Below are 18,229 nucleotides of genomic sequence, written 5' to 3' on the forward strand. Positions count from 1 at the left end.
TTCCTTCATAAAACTAACCATAAAGGTTGCACGAAGTTGTATTGTCTCCCACAAACGGGAGCTTATATGTACGAAGGTAAATAAAGAAAGCTCCCATAGCGAGGGAGCTTTTTGAGTCATTATAATATATAGATGGTTAGGTAGAGAAGGGTGGTCAAAATAGCCGATCCTCCTGCAACACTTGCAATTTCTGTGGCATCATATTCAATTCTTTTTTTCATTTTTGTTATCCCCTTTCTAATGACTGGTCATAAAAACAGAGTGGACGGGTTCTAAACATTCTACTTCATAATACGATTGAATAGTCAGAAAGGTTTCATTTGTATTACAATAACATATCAAAAACATTTCAACCAAATGTGACAAAATATGAGAAAAGTGGACAACAGGATCATTAAAGAGGTGGTTAGAAAATTCTGATATAATAGAAGAGGCTTTTAACAAGGAAAATTTACATAGAAGAGAGGGGAAGTTGTCATGGGTACCTATGAAGTGACTTGGAATTTAGACTCCATTTTTCAGGGAGGTAGTGAGTCAGTAGAGCTGAAAGATTATGTGATAAAAACCGAACGCCTAATGGATGATTTGGAGGCATCGATTCGTCAGTTCACACCTCCAAAAAATACAGATCAAACAGAGGACCTCAGAAAAATTGTAGAGGTTATGCAAGTGGTGACAAAGCAATTAAGTGAATTCGGTGCTTTTGTGAGTTGTTTGAGTGCGCAGAATGTTCATGATAAAAAAGCAAGTATGTGGCAATCAAAAAGAAGTGAAATGGGTGCGCGTTTAGGTAATGCATTAACTGAAATGGACCAAGTGTTTGTTCAGGTCGATGACGATGTATGGAAATCCTTAATAAATCAGGCCCCTTTTAAAGAGATTTCATTTGTTTTGAATGAGAGGCGTTCTCTTGCTAAGGACAAATTAGAAGTAGGGAAAGAATCTCTCATTAATGACCTAGGGGTGGATGGTTATCATGCGTGGGGACAAATGTATGATGCTCTTGTCGCGAAGTTATCGATTGAGTTGAATGGGGAAAAGTTATCTGTGGGGCAAGCATCTAATCAATTGGATCACCCCGACCGATCGGTGAGGAAAGAAGCGTTCGATAAACTGCAAGAAACATGGGGAGAGGCTTCGGATCTATTCACAGAGACGTTGAACCACTTATCAGGTTTTAGGCTTCAGACCTATAAACACCGCCGTTGGGAGAATGTCTTAAAAGAACCGCTCGACTACAATCGAATGAGTGAAAAAACGTTGGATGCCATGTGGGAGACGATTACGGAATATAAGAAGCATTACGTACCCTATTTGAAAAAGAAAGCGGAAAGATTAGGGCTTGAACAATTGAGCTTTTATGATGTAGAAGCACCCCTCGGAGAAGCTGATCAGAAAATGAGCTTCCAAGAAGGGGCAGAGTTCATTATCCAGCAGTTCAGGAAGTTCAGCCCCAAAATGGCGGACTTTGCAGAGATGGCTTTTGAAAAAAGGTGGATTGAAGCAGAGGACCGCCCAGGAAAACAACCGGGTGGATTCTGTACAAGCTTCCCTGACAGCGGGGAAACGAGAATTTTCATGACGTATTCCGGCAGTCCCTCGAGTGTAGCGACACTGGCACATGAACTTGGCCATGCCTATCATCAGCATGTCATGAATGAATTGCCTGAGTTGAATCAAGGGTATGCGATGAATGTTGCTGAAACCGCATCAACATTTGCAGAGATGATTGTTGCAGATGCAGCCGTTAAAGAGGCGGTTACGGAAGCTGAAAGACTGGTGCTTTTGGAGGATAAAGTTCAGCGTAGCGTGGCCTTTTTCATGAATATTCATGCAAGGTTCTTGTTTGAAACACGTTTTTATGATGAACGCAAGCAAGGAGTCGTTTCAACGGAGAGGCTGAACGAGTTGATGACAGAGGCTCAACAAGAAGCCTACGTCCAAACGTTAGACGAGTATGATCCGACATTTTGGGCTTCCAAGTTGCATTTCCACATCACGGATGTCCCTTTTTATAACTTCCCCTATACTTTTGGTTATCTGTTCAGTATGGGAATCTATGCAAAAGCTCTTGAAGTCGGTCCAGCTTTTGAAGATCGTTATATCTCCTTGCTTCAAGATACAGGTAAGATGACCGTGGAGGAGCTTGCGAAGAAACATTTGGATGTAGATTTAGAAAAGAAAGATTTCTGGGTGCATGCGTTGGAACTGTGTCTTTCTGATCTTGAGTCATTCATGGATTTGGTTTGATCAAAAGGAGGAGTGAACAATGGAAGAAAAGTTGATCCCGCAAGAAGAAAAGGAACGCCGAGTTTCCCAGTTAAACGGTTGGAAACTTACGGACGAAAAATTCATTGTTAAGCGGTACCGATTTCAAGAATTCCTGACGGGCGTCCAGTTCGTCAACCATATCGCTGAGTATTCCGAGGACATTCAACACCATCCATTCATCAGCATCGATTATAAAATGGTTACACTTAAGCTGACCTCTTGGAATGCGAAGGGACTCACCGAACTTGACCTTTCCTGTGCTGAGAGATATGACGAACTCTATGATTCAATCAAATGAAAAAAAGCCGCTCCCTACTGGGGCGGCTTCTCTTATGAAGAGGATGATTGGTCTAAAGACTGTACTTGCTCATCTGAAAATAATGGTGAATCGTTTGCAGGCATGGCAAGACACTGGATTTCCTTTTCAGTGAACGGGTGAGTCAACGTAAGCCTCGCAGCATGAAGGGCTTGTTTGTAATCGATGCTTCCTTTTCCTCCGTACATTTCATCCCCTAGGAGCGGGTGTCCGATATGACTGAGATGGACGCGGATTTGATGAGTCCTCCCGGTTTGTAACTGTAATTTCACTAGAGAAGCATCGTGGGCTGCATCGTACGAGAGAACTTCGTAATGCGTTTCCGCATGCTGGCCACCTTGTGAGACTCGTCTTCTTACAGGGTGGTGACGGTCTTTTCCAATCGGTTGTTCGATTTTCCCGCGACGCGGCTTCAGCTTTCCGTGTGCCCATGCTAAATACGTTCTTTTAATTTTCCGCTCCTTCAGCTCTTTTCCCAGCATGGCAATAGCAAGGTCGTGTTTGGCAAAAAGGATGGCCCCTGAAGTATCCCGGTCCAGACGATGGACATATTTCGGGGTCGCCTCAATGCCATTCATTTGGAAATAAAAGGCCACTCCATTTACAAGGGTGTCATGCTCGTGCGGTGTATTCGGATGTGTAAATACGCCGGCTGGCTTATTGACGACCAATAGGTGGTCATCTTCATAAATGACGTCAATATCCATATAAGTCGGCGTCACCTCAAGTGGTTGCGGGCGGAAGAGCCGGACACGTAAAGTGTCACCGCTTTTGACTTTCGCCGTTTTCCAATGAGGGTTCTCATTGTTTAAAGTCACTTCTTTGTTGGAACGGAAACTATGCATTAATTTTCTTGGTACATTCCATTCTTTCTTCAGAATTTTTTCGATCGTCAACCCGTCCCATTGGTCAGGGATGATGACCTCAAGCCAATCTCCCATACGTTTCGTCTTCATTTCTACACCTAATTTCCTGAATTACTGAATACCCGGGGCGTTAATCGCACATATTGGTACCAGGTACGAACTGCCCTATATTGTACTCTTTCCTGTACCCTTTACGCAATCACCTCTATGTTGTACCTGGTACACCTGGGAATAAATGGGGGGTCAGGCTTGAAGTGTAAGATTGTAACTGTGGAGCTTCTGGCTGTTTGAGAGGGTGTACTTTGGCTTCTGATGTTAACGATATGTAAAGCTGGTATCTATGGTAATAGAACTATGTTATAATAGAAGGGTTGAATAATTTGTGATACGAAAGAGGTGTGTGCTTCATGCAACACAGAGATGATATTCGTAATATAGCGATCATCGCGCACGTTGACCACGGAAAAACAACATTGGTCGACCAAATGCTTCACTATTCCGGAACGTTCCGTGATAACGAGCATGTCGATGAGCGCGCCATGGACTCTAATGATTTGGAAAAAGAACGCGGAATCACGATTTTAGCCAAAAATACCGCCATCAATTATAATGATGCGCGTATAAATATTCTAGATACCCCGGGTCACGCTGACTTCGGTGGAGAAGTAGAACGTATCCTCAAGATGGTTGACGGTGTACTTCTTGTTGTCGATGCTTATGAAGGCTGTATGCCTCAAACACGTTTTGTGTTGAAAAAAGCATTGGAACAAAAATTGACACCTGTCGTCGTATTGAATAAAATCGACCGCCCGAATGCTCGCCCGGATGAGGTTGTCGATGAAGTTCTCGATCTGTTCATCGAGCTTGGCGCTGATGATGAGCAGTTGGAATTCCCTGTCGTTTATGCTTCTGCATTGAACGGAACTTCTGGAGATGAACCAGAGGATCAGCAGGAAACAATGGATCCAATTTTCAAATTGATCATGAACAACATTCCAGCTCCTGTAGATACAAAAGAAGAACCACTACAATTCCAAGTGACGTTGCTTGATTACAATGATTATCTTGGCCGTATCGGAGTTGGGCGTGTCTTCAATGGTTCAATCAAAGTGGGGCAGCAAGTATCCTTGATGAAGAAGGATGGATCAGTGAAAAACTTCCGTGTTTCCAAGTTGTTCGGTTTCATCGGTTTGAAACGTGTTGAAATTGAAGAAGCAAAAGCTGGAGATATTATCGCGCTGGCTGGCTTGGAAGATATTAACGTCGGAGAAACTGTCTGTCTACCTGAACACCAGAATGCGATGGAAATCCCTCGTATTGACGAACCGACACTACAAATGACATTCCTTGTCAACAACAGTCCGTTTGCTGGTCGAGAAGGAAAATATGTAACGTCCCGTCAAATTGAAGAACGTTTGATGACACAGCTTGAGACGGATGTCAGCTTGCGTGTCGATCCAACAGATTCCCCGGATGCCTTTACGGTTTCAGGACGTGGTGAACTACACCTTTCCATCCTAGTGGAAAATATGCGTCGTGAAGGGTATGAGCTTCAACTATCCAAGCCGAAAGTTATCCTGAAAGAAATCGATGGACAAACGTGTGAACCGGTAGAACGTGTTCAAATTGATACACCTGCAGAATACCAAGGTGCAGTTATGGAATCCATTGGTTACCGTAAAGGTGAAATGCAGGACATGGTCAACGATGGGAATGGCCAAGTGCGTCTCGAGTTCCTCGTTCCATCTCGTGGTTTGATTGGTTATTCGACAGAGTTCATGACCCAGACACGCGGTTATGGAATTTTGAACCATACCTTTGATGGCTATGCGCCACTTGTAAAAGGTCAAGTCGGCGGACGTCGAGAAGGTGTTCTGGTTTCTCTTGATAAAGGGAAAGCATCCACTTATGGAATCATGAACCTTGAAGACCGTGGAACCATTTTCGTTGAACCTGGTACAGAAGTGTACGAAGGAATGATTGTCGGTGAGCATAACCGTGAGAATGATCTTACCGTTAACATTACTAAAGAGAAACACTTGACCAACATCCGTTCAGCGAACAAAGATACCACAAACACAATCAAGAAAACTCGCCAAATGACGCTGGAAGAAGCCATTGAGTATCTTGATGATGATGAATATTGCGAAGTAACGCCTGAAAATGTTCGTCTTCGTAAGAAGTATTTGAATAAGAACGAACGTGAGAAAATGGCGAAGAAGAAGAAGCTTCAAAACACAGAAGTATAATGACTCAATAGAAAAGCCCGGAGCATATCGGTATGCTCCGGGCTTTTCTTATATTTATTGGACAACTTCGATGTTCTCTTTTTGGTGTGCGTGGATTTCCTCGGCTGGTTTCTCATAATGAATATTGATGGTGTAAGAACCAGATTCAGGGAATGTATAATTCGCTGTGTACTCTCCAGGTTCCTTTTCTTCAGCATCGATATACATGTGTTTTTCCATTTGATCCGAGCTGATTTCGTAACGCACAAGCGCTTCAGAAAAAGGTTCTTCCATGTGGTTGATGTGTGTAGTGAGTGTCGATGCTTCTCCAGCTTTAAAGGTTTGATCTGTCATCAAGTGAACCATGAACTTTCCACTATGATCTCCATGTTCGTGTCCACTGGCATCCGCTTGCTGCCCAACGGCCACCTCGTTCTGAGGCATCGTATGGAGGTCATCGACCTGAGTATGAGCAATCACCTGATACGTACCTTCTTTTGCAAAGCTATGAGTAATCGTGTACACGCCGCTTTCTGTATGCTTTGCTTCGAACGTTTCAGAAGAATCCTGTCCATCTTCGCTATTCCAAATTTCAAATTCTACATATTCTGCATCCGGGACAGGCTCTCCGCCTTGGGTGACAGATGCTTGGATGGTCGTTTCTTCGTTAATAGGGATTGGTTCATGCTCAAATTCCACTTGTACTTCAGGAACTTCAGCTGCCTTATTATTTTCCTCCGCTGATGAGGAATCCTGCTCGTCATTGTTTACAGAACAAGCACTGACCACAAGTAATAAAAGAATGAATAAGAATACTTTTTTCATTAGGCATCTCCTTTATCTGTGTATTGGAGTCATTGATAGTCAACACCTACACTCAGGATATCATCTAAAGCTTTGACATTCTTGCTTGATTTTAGACTATCTTGTGACAATACTTGATGATTTCACAAAAAAGAGGGGAGCTTATTAAAGCTGCCCTCTACTCGACATTGTCTTTATTCCAATCATACGTGTAAAACCGTTCGTCTGTCACCCATTTCAACGCTTCAGGGTCATTGACCTTGATACCCTCTTCGAGCATTTCAAGCATACGTGCGGTTTGTGAGATATGGGCGCGCATCGCTGCTAATTTTTCGTTTTGCACGGAGCGGATGTCATTGATGACATCGGGCTGGCCTAACTTCTCTTCCGTATCATTAGCAAACGCTACCGCGTGAAACTTCGGTCGATCTTTTTCATCGATTTCCCTCAAAGCCCGCACCACTGCCCGTGCAGTCGCTTCATGATCGGGGTGGACGGCAAATCCAGGATAAAAACTGATGACCAAAGAGGGTTGAAGTTCATCAACCAATTGGCGGACCATAGCTTTCATTTCACCATCATCTTCAAATTCAAGCGTCTTATCTCTCAATCCCATCATGCGAAGATCTTCAATGCCCATCGCTTCCGCAGCTTTAATCAATTCTTTCCTTCTGATTTCAGGCAGGGATTCTCTCGTTGCAAATGTTGGTTTACCGAGGTTACGTCCCATTTCTCCGAGTGTGAGGCACGCATAGGTAAGGGGGGTTCCTTGTTTTATATAAGATGAAATGGTCCCGGAAACTCCGAAAGCTTCATCATCGGGATGCGGGAAAATAACGAGTACGTGTTTTTCTTGTTCGATCATTTTCTTTCACTCCTTCAAGAGGATCACTAACCTACATTATTGCTTAAATCAGAAAAAATGAAAAGTCATTTGTTTATAGACTCAGTTTCGAGACTTTTGTTGAGTGGATGGGGGGCTGCGGGGAATGACTCGCTTTCCGCGGGAGCGCGGTGACCCTCCTCGGACTGCGTCCTGTGGGGTCTCACCATTCCCCTCCGCCCCTTTATTATATCAGTGTCTCGAAACCACTCCACAAAAGCAGAGTTCCACGATCTGTCGAAATGGAGTAGTCTGTAACGTCCCCATTGTAATGCTGAATCCTGTTACAGCACGCTTCATGACTATTGGACAAGGAAGTTAGAAGGCGCTCCTTCTAAGTAATAGGGGTTCGTTTTTCATCCTCATCGAATGGGGTGGTTGGGAAGCTGCGAGACTCCCGTGGGAGAAAGGAGATAGGCGAGAACCCGCAGGACATAGCCGAGGAAGCTCTGCACTCCCCCACAGGAAGGTATTCAAATGCGGAATCGCCCTGGTAGACAGGACTAGCATAGGCAGAACAGCAAAGGAATGTGCCTTTTCATTCCTTTGCTGTTCTGCTTATGACGCGAGTGTCTGGGCGATGGAACTGGACGAGTAGCTTCCCAGCCACCCCTGACGCTCATCCCAAGCAACGAACCCCGAAACATCTCGGAATAGAGTCTGCCACAATCCTGCAAAATACTTTAATTACTCTCTTAAGCAAGCTTTAGGTTTATGTTCTCCCTTTTTAAGGAAAGCAATCTTTAAGATTGTAAAATGAAGGGAGTTTATGAACATGGAAGAGAGAATTGAGTATTTGACGGATTGGCTGCGGAAGAAGACAGAAGAAGCAGGTGCTGACGGTCTTTTGGTCGGTATCAGCGGCGGGATTGATTCTGCAGTGGTGTCCTATTTGATCAAGCGGGCGTTTCCTGAAAATTCTTTAGGTGTAATTCTTCCCATTAATAAAGGGGTGGAAGACCAAACTGATGCGTTGGCTGTCGTAGAAGGAGCAGAGCTTGATTATGTTGGTATTGAATTGACGGATGCTTATCAAACCACTTACGACACCATTAAGAATCAGTTGAATGAAAAAGGGGATTGGAATGATGAGAAGTCTCAGCTCGGTGGTGCGAACCTTCAGGCCCGTCTCCGTATGAGTACGCTTTATGCTGTTGGAAACAACTATAACTACCTTGTCGTAGGTACGGATAATGCCGCAGAAGATTATACCGGTTACTTTACGAAATACGGAGATGGGGGAGTGGACCTTGTTCCTCTGATCAATCTCAGAAAAGAAGAAGTGAAGGAAATGGCGAAGGCACTGAATGTCACGGACTCAATCGTTCATAAAAAACCAAGTGCTGAACTTTGGGAAGGGCAGACAGATGAAGAAGAACTGGGGATGTCATATGATACGATCGATGCTTATCTGAGAGGGGAAAAGATCGATCCCGAAGATGAAAAGAATTTAAAAGAACTTCACAAGAAGACGGAACATAAGCGGCAAATTCCCGCTGGTCCCGAACGTTTCTAAGGGGAGTGATTGTAGAATTATGAAGCAGGATACAGCACTCATCATCATTGATATGATCAATAAAATGGACTTTGATGGTGGAGAAAACCTACTCGAAAACAGTCTTCCTGTCGCAAAGCGTTTACGTAAATTCAAAAAAGAGGTCAAACAGCAAGGCGTGCCAGTGATTTATGTGAATGATAACTTTGGACTTTGGCAGGACAATGCAACGGAATTACTGGAAGAGTGTAAAAAGGGGATAGGAAAACCTGTGGTTGAACAAATGGAGCCTGATGAAGATGATTACTTTATTATTAAACCAAAGCATTCGGGTTTTTTTGGAACACAGTTAAGTATTCTCTTAGATCATCTAGATGTGAAAAACCTTATTTTGACTGGAGTAGCGGGTGATATCTGCGTGATTTTTACAGCGAATGATGCTTATATGAGGGAATACAATATTTGGGTGCCGGAAAATGGGACAGCTTCTGAGTATAAAAATGATAATGAAAATGCTTTAAGAATTATGAAGCGTTCTTTAGGTGCCAGAACAGATTTGTTGGATAGTTCTCTTTTAAATGATATCTTCAGCCGTTGACAGTTGGGGGAACCTGTCATATATTATAAGGGAACACAGGTGATGGTTCCACGAATGTAACTTTTAACCCGTGAAGGAGAAATGATTTATGAGTGTGGTTGTTCTTAACTAATCCATGAACCGGATACGTCCTGAAAAAAAGTGTGCGAAAGCATGCTTGGTTTGTTATACCCTTTTTCAGGAACAGTTAAGAACAAGCATAAGCATAGCTGGATAAAACGATCCTAAAAGCTATGACTGGCTTATTCAGTCATAGCTTTTTTTCGTACATTCGTGGAACGACATTCTTTATGTGTCCTTACGAAGTCCGCAGCGAGCTATCTTCAGCTTGTTGCGGACTTTTTTATTTTTATTGATCACCTGTCAAAATGAGGAGGAAAAAACATTGAATCAGCAAACATTTGAAAGTTTAGGTTTGAACACTATTTTAACAAGGGTCAGTGACTTTGCTCATACGGATCGTGGGAAAGAAACGATTTTGGGGTTGCAACCATCCAATGACCAAAAGAAATTGGAAAGAATGCATGAGGAAGTCAAAGAAGCTCGAGCTATTATCGATCGTCACAGTCATGTACCCATTCATACATTGGGTGACATTCAGGTCATGATTGATCAAGGGAACAAAGGCATCTATATACGCCCGCAGCAATTTGGTTCCCTTGTCTCTTTTCTGGAGCATTGTACAAAGTTGAAACGGTTTATGAAAGATAAGCAGATTCTAGCCCCGACCATCTCCTTGTATGTCGATTCCATTGCGGATTTATCCCAATTGGAAGAAGAGATTTATGGGAACATACGCCATGGCCAAATCGATGAGTCTGCATCAAAAGAGTTAGGAAAGCTGCGAAGAAAAATAGACAAAACACTCAGCAACATGAAAACCAGAATGGAAAGTTCAGCTAAAAAGTATAGCTCTTTTCTTCAAGAGACAAGGCCAGTAGATAAAGGGGGGCGGTTGACCCTTCCTGTCAAAAGAGAAAACCGATCCAAAGTGAAGGGTGTGATCCTTGACCAATCTTCTTCTGGAGCCACGTTATTCATAGAACCACATGAAGTGACGTCCCTTCAAGAGCAGGTCCAGCTTTTGAAAATGCAGGAAGAGCAGGAGGTGGAAAGAATTCTCTATGCCTTAACTGCCTCTGTTCTGGAAAAGGAGTATGAATTGAATATCGCTATGGAAACGATGCACCAGTATGATGTTCTTTTTGCAAAGGCGAAATACAGCAAGGCTATTGATGGTCATTCACCGACCTTTTCCCAGGGGGAAATGGAGGTCAAGGAAGGGCGTCATCCTTTATTAGGAGAAAAAGCCGTTCCGCTGAATCTCCATATGGGTGTAGATGATCAAGCCCTGCTGATTACTGGACCGAATACAGGAGGGAAGACGGTAACCTTAAAAACAGTCGGTCTGTTTTGTTTGATGGCCCAATGTGGTCTGCCGATTTCTGCACAGCCTGGTACCAGGTTACCTCTTTTCCAACATGTTTTTGTCGATATCGGGGATGGGCAAAGCATTGAAGAAAATTTGAGCACCTTCAGTTCAAGGCTGACGAACTTGATTCACATTTTACAACAAGCGAATGATCATTCCTTGCTTCTTCTGGATGAAATCGGTTCAGGAACAGACCCAGGGGAAGGCATGGGGTTGGCGACTGCCATTCTGGATCAACTTGCGAACAAAGGCTCGACCATTTTGGCGACCACTCATTATAGTGAAATGAAAACCTATGCCATGGAAAAAGAAGGATTTGTTAATGGAGCGATGGCATTCGATTTAGAAACTCTGAAGCCTACGTACCAGCTGCAAATCGGAACAGCTGGGAAAAGTCAGGCGTTTGATATCGCCTATAAATTAGGATTGCATCCGGAAATCCTCAATCATGCTTATGACATCACATATAAGCAAAAAGGGAGCTTTACGAAAGACGATCAACTTTTAAAAAATCCGTCCTATGCTAAGCAAATGGCGATTAATCGGTACAGGCAAAAACGCAAAGCTCAGAAGAAAGAGAAAGCAGGTTTTCAGATGGGGGATAATGTCTGGATCCCTTCAGAAGAAGAAATGGGGATCGTCTATAAAGGACCGGATGCTTTAGGGAATTATGTTGTCCAAATCAAAGGGGAAAAGAAAGAATACAACCACAAGCGCTTGAAACTCCACATTTCAGCTGAGGAACTTTACCCGGAGGATTATGATTTTGATATTATTTTCAAATCCAAGGAATATAGGAAGATAAAAAAAGTAATGGATCGAAAACATGTGGATGGCTTAACTTTGGAAGAGGAAGAATGAGCGTGCACATAGAAAGAGTGTTAGCATTTCAATTGCCACAGATAAACGTGTTATTCTGAAGAAAATAGCCAAAAGGGGTGAAGGATGTGAAGAAGCGGACAAAATGGGTCATGATTATAGCCGTACTTTCATTAGTTGCTGTTTTTGCCATCCCGGAAGCTTATGCCTATTTAACAAAACGAAATTATGATAGTGAAGCTGTGACAGCAAGTGAGATCCCTGAAGGGTACGAGGTGGCAACTTTGGCGGGAGGGTGCTTTTGGTGTATGGAGCCTCCATTTGAAAAACTGAAGGGCGTCCATAGTGTCGTATCCGGTTATACGGGAGGGGAAACAGAAAATCCTTCTTACGATGAAGTATCTTCTGGAGGAACGGGACATATTGAGTCTGTCCAAGTCTATTTTGATCCAGACGTCATTTCCTATGAACAGATTCTCGATGTCTTCTGGAGACAAATCAATCCGACCGATGACGAAGGGCAGTTTGTGGACCGAGGGTACCAATATACGACCGCCATTTTTTATCACACCCCTGAGCAGAGGGAAATCGCTGAACAATCCAAACAAGCACTTCAAAATTCAGGTCGCTTTCAGAATGAATTAGTCACTCCTATCCTGGAAGCGGAAGAGTTTTATAAAGCGGAGGAATACCATCAGGATTATTATAAGAAAAATAATCTAAGGTACGATTTTTACCGTGGAAATTCCGGTCGCGATCAATATTTAGAAGAAAAATGGGGAGAAGACTTAGAAGTGGATTTTCCTAAGAAATAAGCTTTTTCATTTTCACTATTCGACGCCATCTTTTATACAAAAACAAAACCCCTTCGCTTCTGCGAAGGGGTTTTAAATCATTGAATTCAATAACTTTCTGTTTCTTTAGGAATGGAAGGATTTGCATCCGTATCCATACTTGTATAGCCGACATAACTGAAACCGATGACAATAATCATAAGAATGGCAAGTAAAATTCTTCTCATTATATTTCCTCCATCACTACAAAACGACAGAAAAAGGCAGGTTTTGTCGAATATTGTAGATTGTTGCTTATTTTATTGTAAGCGTTCGAAAATAAGATTACAAGCGTATCTTACGTCTAAGAAACCATTTTTAAACCAATGACGCCGGCAACGATACAAGTAATGAATAACAGACGCTTTCGATTCGCTTTTTCTTTGAAGAAAAAAATGCCCAGCAAAACGGTACCTGCCGACCCAATTCCTGTCCATATCCCATAAGCCGTTCCAATTGGAAGGTCCTTTAGGGATAAAGAAAGAAAATAGAAGCTCGCTGCCCCTGCAAGGATAGCCATGAACGCCGGTTTACGTTTTTGGAAGCCATCCGACAGCTTCAAGAAGAACATGGCCGTCATTTCGCCTACTCCAGCCATCATTAAAAATACCCATGCCATCCTTATCCCTCCTGTTGTACCTGTTCTGAAGTGGTTTCAGACATTTTCAAACCAATAATGCCTGTAATTAAAAGCATAATAAAAAAGACTTTCCCAGCTCCGCCTCCGTCGCCAAGAAAGATCATCCCGATTAAAGCTGTACCTGCTGCGCCAATCCCTGTAAATATCGCATAACCTGTTCCAATATCAATGACTTTTAATGCTTTCGTGAAAAAAGTGAAACTGATAATGATACAAATGACGGTAATGGTTGAAAAGAGGGGATCCGTGAAGCCCTCTGACAATTTCAATCCAACAGCCCAGCCGATTTCGAAAAAAGCACCGAAGAATAAATAAATCCATGCCATCGTTTCATACCTCCCTAATGTTCCGGGTTTTTAATGCCAAGCCAAAAAATTTGCCAGCTCGCTTCCTGTCTTTTTTCAAAAACATCCCGGTCATAAAAATTTTCTTCCAGAAACAAACCGTCAATCAACGTATAAAATGCGGAAGTCAGCGTATTTGTAGAAAGAGGGCGGATGATTTCCTTCTCTATTCCACGTTCAAATACCGGGCGGATAAGATCAGTCATACAATCTTCGACCATCAAGAATACTTTCTTAATTTCATCTGCGAATTCGTCGGGCGGAAAAAAGGTTACCCTCTTAAAAAACATGCCTTCTGTAGAATGAGCCATATGGTCGAGATAGACACGATAGATCTCATGAAGGTGATCAGCCACTGAATCCTGTTGAATGGAGCCTGCTTGATTCATCAAATGACTCTTTTCTCTTTCTCCCACGTCATAAAGAACATGGAGAAAAATATCTTCTTTATTATCAAAATGATTATAAAGAGAAGGTTTTTTTATTCCAACAGCTTCCGCAATATTGGCAAGTGTCGTATTTTCGTATCCATAATTGGCAAAGAGCTTAAGACTCTCTTCAATAATTGTTTCTTTTGTCATTCAGCTCTCTCCTTTCACTAACTAACGTTTGTTAGTTTTATTTTACCACGCCATATGAATGTTGTCCAGACCTCTAATTTCGACATGTTTAGTCATGAATAAGGAAGGGAATGCTTTGTAATAAGTGGATTTATACCATAAAAGGAAATGGGAACAACCAAGGCACGCCTGTCCTGCATGGTGCCTGATCTTAAAACAGAAGGGGATTGAATCGGTGAATCAATATAAACTGGATCGATACGAAGGGGCTTATGCGATTTTGGTCGAAGAATCCGAATTTAAGAATGAACTTTCTGTACTCAGAGAGAGGCTTAGCTTTGTAAAACCAGGAGATTATGTTGAAATAGAATTTGATTCCATTGGTAATTTAAAACACGTAGCGATTTTGTCTAAGTGCGACAAGATGGAAAAAGCTTAAGAAGAAGTGCGTCAGCGGCTCAGCTCTTGAACCGTTGACGCACTTCTTCTTTTTTATTCGACAAAAGCTCCCGATTGTGGAAGACTCAGCTTCGAGATTATCGCGCTGCCGCGAAAAGGGAGTTATTCCCCGCAGCCCCGATACACTCAACAATAGGCTCGAAACTGATTCTTCCACAATCCTGCCATTAAGTTGAAGATATGGAAGGGGATTGTTATTTAGTCGTAATATTTCGACAATAGTGGCGAATTACCTTGCATTTCTCATGTATATCATCATAATAAAAGTAAGAGATTTGTACTGGGGGGATACTCATGCTATTACGGAATGCGATGGACCTTTTGGATGAGGGAGTACTGATTAGTGACGAAGAATATACCATCACTTATGTCAACCCTGCCTATGTAAGGATGTTCCAATTAGAGGAAGAGCGCATCGTTGGAGAAAAACTCAATCATTTGTATCCAGAGTTAGCGCCAGAAAAAAGGCTCCTGTCTAAGTCTATCAAAGAGAAAAAGGACATAGATTTTGAAGGGATGGAGTTTCAGTGGCAGGGTATGGACATGGTGCTGCACATTTACACAAAACGCTTCACTCATGAAGGGGAGAATTTTATCCTCATCCGAATTTTCAATATGACGGAGCAATCAAGAAGAGAGAAAGAATTGATTCATATGATTGAAGAAATGACGGCTAATATTGTAACCATTGCTAAAGGGTATGCTCTTTTACCATTACAGCCGATTTTAAGAGAAGAACAGCGTCATATCTTATTGGAAAGAGTACCTGTCTTATGCCAGGAACAGAATGTGAGTCGTTTGGCGATCCAGTTTTCGGGCATCACTTCGATTGACGAAGAATGGGCGGTCCTTTTGAAAAACCTTATGATGAGTCTTAAGTTGTTGGGCATTGAAGTTGTTCTTGCCGGCATGCGCCCCCAGGTAGTGATGCAATTTGCAGAGAATCGTATCCAGTTGGATGGGGTACGGACATTTATGAACGTCCAACAAGCAACGAAGTATTTCTTGGAAACGGGGTTGAAGCCGAGGTTCGAATAGGTGTGAAAGAGGGTTTCCGACCGGCCATGGGGGCTAGTTCAGAGCTTTATCCGTTTCCTGAAAACCGGCCTCCCTTCGTAATTCATAAGCACGAGGGTGATCGAAAGCAAACCCTTTAAGTACGCAATTCCTTACCCAAGACAAGATATTAAAGGAAAGCAGCCCTCATTTTCCAGAAGGTGGTCGTGCACCCCATTTTTATCAACCCAACAGCCATTCTCCAATGATTCCACCCATTAAGAAGTGAAGAAAAGGCCGGCTATCCCAACTCCCTCACAATATCCACTTAAAACAGTTACGGTTTTGGGTGCTTCCTCCATATTTATTTTCTTCTCTCAAAATGGTTCAGTGAATCCTTTCATTCAAACATAAGAACACAGACTGCCAACTACCTAATGTGCTATAATACAAACAAATGTTCTTGAAAGGTGATCGATATGGAAGAACTACTGGACGAGCTTAATCCATCACAACAAGAAGCAGTCGTATCTACAGAAGGGTACGTCCGCGTCATCGCTGGTGCAGGTTCTGGCAAGACACGAGCCTTAACTCACCGGTATGCCTTCATCGTAAATGAGCTTGGAATCGACCCTGCTAATATACTATCTGTAACTTTTACAAACAAAGCCGCCCATGAAATGAGACGGCGGGTGAAAAAATTAATTGGGGGAGAACAGGACACAGGTTTTATAACCACATATCACGGTTTTTGTGTCCGTGTCCTACGTGAAGATATCCACAGACTTTTTTATCCGAAGAATTTTGTCATTTTGGACGTGGAAGATCAGAAAGTTCTACTGAGAGAGATTTTTGAAGATATGGGGTTAAAACTCAATGATAAAACATTCAAAAGGATTCTCGATAAGATCGGAATACTTAAAGGGAACACCCATTATGTCCAACAAATGATCTTGCGTGGGGCCATGCCTTCCGTAGAAGATTCAGGAGACCTTGACAGTCAGATCATTCAGCAATATCTCAAGAAGCAAAAGCGTGTGTACGGGCTGGACTTCGATGATTTACTCAATTTTGTTTTTACTCTTTTCGAGCAGAATAAAGAAGTGCTTGAAAAATGGCAGGATCGACTTTTTTATATACAAGTCGATGAATTTCAGGATAGCAGCTTTAAGCAATTCGAACTTGTGAAGATGCTTGCTGAAAAACAAGGAAATTTATTCGTCGTTGGTGATCCCGATCAAACGATCTATGAATGGCGGGGAGCCGATCCTAAGTATATGGTTGACTTCGAGAATTATTTTTCTGATGCTCAGACCATCTTTTTGAAGGAAAATTACCGTTCCACACCGGAAATCCTATCATTGGGAAATGCTTTGATTCGGAATAATTATTTCAGGGTGGATAAGGACATGCTTCCTGTCAATCCTTCTGGAGTGAAAGTGGTTCATTATCATGGAAAGGAAGAGATACAGGAAGCGAAGTGGATTGTAAGTAGGATTAAACAAATCGTGGAAAAAAAGAAAGCAAATTTGAGTGAAATCGCCATTTTGTATCGAGCGAATTACTTATCACGCTTTGTAGAACAAGAACTGATTGCTGAAAACATCGAATATAAGATTTTCGGAGGTTTTAAATTTTTTGACCGTCTGGAAATTAAGGATGCTCTCGCTCATTTGAGGATGATTGCTTTTCAGGATGATTTGTCTTTCAGTCGCATCATTAATGTACCCAAACGTCAAATTGGAAAGAAGCGGATGAGTTTTCTTAGAGAAAAAGCGGAAGAGGAGGGGCAATCCCTCTATGAAACCCTGAAAAAATATGCTGACCACGATCGCCTAAGGCGTACAGGTGCACGCATTTTCATAGAAGCCATCGAGTACTTGAAGGAGATCCGAAGCAAGCGAAAAGTATCGGAACTATTGCAAGAGGCCATGCAAGTGACAGGATACGAAGCTTACCGGAGAGAAGACGGGGATCAGGAGAGGTTGGATAATATGACCGAGCTCCTTCATTCCATTGTCCAGTATGAGCAAACGCTCGGCGAAGATATTGATTTGGACGAGTACCTACAAATGGTTGCCCTCTATACAGACGATGACAGGGCAGACCAGGTGGATTCCGTTAAACTCATGACGATTCATACAGCCAAAGGGCTGGAGTATCCTTATGTATTCGTAATAGGTATGTCGGAAAGTGTTCTTCCCAATGTCCGTGCGATTAGACAGCGGAAAGAAAGAGGACTTGAAGAAGAGCGCAGGCTGGCTTATGTAGCTGTGACGAGAGCGGAACAGGAACTTTACTTAACAGAATCTGAAGGCTTTCAAAATGGTGGACAAAAGAAATACCCTTCCCGTTTTATATTTGAAGTCGAAGACCAGCTTTATGACCGCATCGGAGAGCTGGATGAATCCCTCATAGAAGAGGCAAAAGAGTATATACATGCATCTCACCGCCTCGAGAAAGAACCATCTGGTGACTTCTTCGAAAAAGGAACCCGTGTTAAACATCCTGTTTTTGGTGAAGGTTCTATTGAGGAAGTCGATGAGAAGAAAAACAATTACATGGTCTTTTTTGATCGACTTAAAGCTCCGAGACCGATCAGTCGGAACTTTAAGAAACTAGAAAAACTATAGGAAAGTGAGAAGAGCCGCCACGCGATACGTGACGGCTCTTCTTTAGAAATCC

16 protein-coding genes are annotated in these 18,229 nt (G+C 42.6%); 10 read left to right on the forward strand and 6 right to left on the reverse strand.

What is annotated here, in order from left to right; genetic code table 11:
• Positions 1-477 precede the first annotated feature (477 nt).
• Together GLV98_RS15780 and GLV98_RS15785 are read left to right on the forward strand one after the other, a co-directional pair.
• On the forward strand, positions 478-2,250 hold the full coding sequence (locus tag GLV98_RS15780) for a M3 family oligoendopeptidase (protein WP_160916973.1): 1,773 nt from the start codon (positions 478-480) through the stop codon (positions 2,248-2,250).
• 19 nt (positions 2,251-2,269) lie between these two features.
• On the forward strand, positions 2,270-2,569 hold the full coding sequence (locus GLV98_RS15785) for a 4a-hydroxytetrahydrobiopterin dehydratase (RefSeq protein ID WP_160916975.1): 300 nt from the start codon (positions 2,270-2,272) through the stop codon (positions 2,567-2,569).
• 32 nt (positions 2,570-2,601) lie between these two features.
• On the opposite strand, the gene GLV98_RS15790 is transcribed toward GLV98_RS15785, so the two are convergent.
• Positions 2,602-3,543, reverse strand: coding sequence for an RluA family pseudouridine synthase (locus GLV98_RS15790; RefSeq protein WP_160916977.1), 942 nt, complete (start codon positions 3,541-3,543; stop codon positions 2,602-2,604).
• 317 nt (positions 3,544-3,860) lie between these two features.
• Between GLV98_RS15790 and typA the strand changes: the two genes are divergently transcribed.
• A complete protein-coding gene (typA, locus tag GLV98_RS15795) occupies positions 3,861-5,702 on the forward strand; it encodes a translational GTPase TypA (protein WP_146815258.1) in 1,842 nt (613 codons plus the stop codon).
• Between the two features lie 54 nt (positions 5,703-5,756).
• Here typA and GLV98_RS15800 read toward each other — a convergent pair whose 3' ends face one another.
• Both GLV98_RS15800 and bshB2 read right to left on the reverse strand, forming a co-directional pair.
• Positions 5,757-6,506: a FixH family protein gene (locus GLV98_RS15800; RefSeq protein WP_160916979.1), complete on the reverse strand. Its 750-nt coding sequence runs from the start codon at positions 6,504-6,506 to the stop codon at positions 5,757-5,759.
• A 157-nt stretch (positions 6,507-6,663) separates the two neighbouring features.
• Entirely contained in the window at positions 6,664-7,350 is a 687-nt protein-coding gene (bshB2, locus tag GLV98_RS15805; RefSeq protein ID WP_160916981.1) for a bacillithiol biosynthesis deacetylase BshB2, read from the reverse strand.
• A gap of 793 nt (positions 7,351-8,143) precedes the next feature.
• On the opposite strand from bshB2, the gene nadE reads away from it, so the two are divergent.
• The 4 genes from nadE (at position 8,144) to msrA (ending at position 12,527) form a co-directional block, all read left to right on the forward strand.
• Positions 8,144-8,884 (forward strand): NAD(+) synthase, encoded by a 741-nt coding sequence (gene nadE / locus GLV98_RS15810; protein WP_160916983.1) that lies wholly within the window; start codon positions 8,144-8,146, stop codon positions 8,882-8,884.
• A gap of 19 nt (positions 8,885-8,903) precedes the next feature.
• The gene (locus GLV98_RS15815; protein WP_160916985.1) at positions 8,904-9,461 is read left to right on the forward strand and encodes a cysteine hydrolase family protein; all 558 of its coding nucleotides are present in this window, start codon (positions 8,904-8,906) and stop codon (positions 9,459-9,461) included.
• A gap of 385 nt (positions 9,462-9,846) precedes the next feature.
• Entirely contained in the window at positions 9,847-11,754 is a 1,908-nt protein-coding gene (locus GLV98_RS15820; RefSeq protein WP_160916987.1) for an endonuclease MutS2, read from the forward strand.
• Positions 11,755-11,840: 86 nt separating this feature from the next.
• Positions 11,841-12,527 carry a peptide-methionine (S)-S-oxide reductase MsrA gene (msrA, locus tag GLV98_RS15825; protein ID WP_337193765.1) on the forward strand — a complete coding sequence of 229 codons (687 nt, stop codon included), beginning with the start codon at positions 11,841-11,843 and terminating at the stop codon, positions 12,525-12,527.
• Between the two features lie 322 nt (positions 12,528-12,849).
• On the opposite strand, the gene GLV98_RS15830 is transcribed toward msrA, so the two are convergent.
• From GLV98_RS15830 to GLV98_RS15840, 3 genes are read right to left on the reverse strand one after another with little or no spacing between them, the layout of a single operon-like run.
• Positions 12,850-13,164 carry a DMT family transporter gene (locus GLV98_RS15830; RefSeq protein ID WP_089653917.1) on the reverse strand — a complete coding sequence of 105 codons (315 nt, stop codon included), beginning with the start codon at positions 13,162-13,164 and terminating at the stop codon, positions 12,850-12,852.
• A gap of 2 nt (positions 13,165-13,166) precedes the next feature.
• Positions 13,167-13,511: a DMT family transporter gene (locus tag GLV98_RS15835; protein WP_160916989.1), complete on the reverse strand. Its 345-nt coding sequence runs from the start codon at positions 13,509-13,511 to the stop codon at positions 13,167-13,169.
• A 14-nt stretch (positions 13,512-13,525) separates the two neighbouring features.
• Positions 13,526-14,110: a TetR/AcrR family transcriptional regulator gene (locus GLV98_RS15840; protein ID WP_160916991.1), complete on the reverse strand. Its 585-nt coding sequence runs from the start codon at positions 14,108-14,110 to the stop codon at positions 13,526-13,528.
• A gap of 214 nt (positions 14,111-14,324) precedes the next feature.
• On the opposite strand from GLV98_RS15840, the gene GLV98_RS15845 reads away from it, so the two are divergent.
• From GLV98_RS15845 to GLV98_RS15855, 3 genes are all read left to right on the forward strand, one after another.
• On the forward strand, positions 14,325-14,528 hold the full coding sequence (locus tag GLV98_RS15845) for a hypothetical protein (protein ID WP_089653914.1): 204 nt from the start codon (positions 14,325-14,327) through the stop codon (positions 14,526-14,528).
• Positions 14,529-14,842: 314 nt separating this feature from the next.
• Positions 14,843-15,586 carry a PAS domain-containing protein gene (locus tag GLV98_RS15850; RefSeq protein WP_160916993.1) on the forward strand — a complete coding sequence of 248 codons (744 nt, stop codon included), beginning with the start codon at positions 14,843-14,845 and terminating at the stop codon, positions 15,584-15,586.
• A gap of 437 nt (positions 15,587-16,023) precedes the next feature.
• Positions 16,024-18,177 (forward strand): ATP-dependent helicase, encoded by a 2,154-nt coding sequence (locus GLV98_RS15855; RefSeq protein WP_160916995.1) that lies wholly within the window; start codon positions 16,024-16,026, stop codon positions 18,175-18,177.
• Positions 18,178-18,229: the final 52 nt, after the last annotated feature.

This window comes from Halobacillus litoralis (assembly GCF_009856415.1).
Lineage (GTDB): Bacteria > Bacillota > Bacilli > Bacillales > Halobacillaceae > Halobacillus > Halobacillus litoralis_C.

Excerpts from the sequence above, each read along its gene's own strand:
- bshB2 (WP_160916981.1), bottom strand. The coding sequence starts at position 7,350 with ATGATCGAACAAGAAAAACACGTACTCGTTATTTTCCCGCATCCCGAT.
- GLV98_RS15790 (WP_160916977.1), bottom strand. The coding sequence starts at position 3,543 with ATGAAGACGAAACGTATGGGAGATTGGCTTGAGGTCATCATCCCTGAC.
- GLV98_RS15800 (WP_160916979.1), bottom strand. The coding sequence starts at position 6,506 with ATGAAAAAAGTATTCTTATTCATTCTTTTATTACTTGTGGTCAGTGCT.
- GLV98_RS15855 (WP_160916995.1), top strand. The coding sequence starts at position 16,024 with ATGGAAGAACTACTGGACGAGCTTAATCCATCACAACAAGAAGCAGTC.
- GLV98_RS15780 (WP_160916973.1), top strand. The coding sequence starts at position 478 with ATGGGTACCTATGAAGTGACTTGGAATTTAGACTCCATTTTTCAGGGA.
- GLV98_RS15840 (WP_160916991.1), bottom strand. The coding sequence starts at position 14,110 with ATGACAAAAGAAACAATTATTGAAGAGAGTCTTAAGCTCTTTGCCAAT.
- GLV98_RS15830 (WP_089653917.1), bottom strand. The coding sequence starts at position 13,164 with ATGGCATGGGTATTTTTAATGATGGCTGGAGTAGGCGAAATGACGGCC.
- nadE (WP_160916983.1), top strand. The coding sequence starts at position 8,144 with ATGGAAGAGAGAATTGAGTATTTGACGGATTGGCTGCGGAAGAAGACA.
- GLV98_RS15835 (WP_160916989.1), bottom strand. The coding sequence starts at position 13,511 with ATGGCATGGATTTATTTATTCTTCGGTGCTTTTTTCGAAATCGGCTGG.
- typA (WP_146815258.1), top strand. The coding sequence starts at position 3,861 with ATGCAACACAGAGATGATATTCGTAATATAGCGATCATCGCGCACGTT.
- GLV98_RS15850 (WP_160916993.1), top strand. The coding sequence starts at position 14,843 with ATGCTATTACGGAATGCGATGGACCTTTTGGATGAGGGAGTACTGATT.
- GLV98_RS15785 (WP_160916975.1), top strand. The coding sequence starts at position 2,270 with ATGGAAGAAAAGTTGATCCCGCAAGAAGAAAAGGAACGCCGAGTTTCC.
- GLV98_RS15815 (WP_160916985.1), top strand. The coding sequence starts at position 8,904 with ATGAAGCAGGATACAGCACTCATCATCATTGATATGATCAATAAAATG.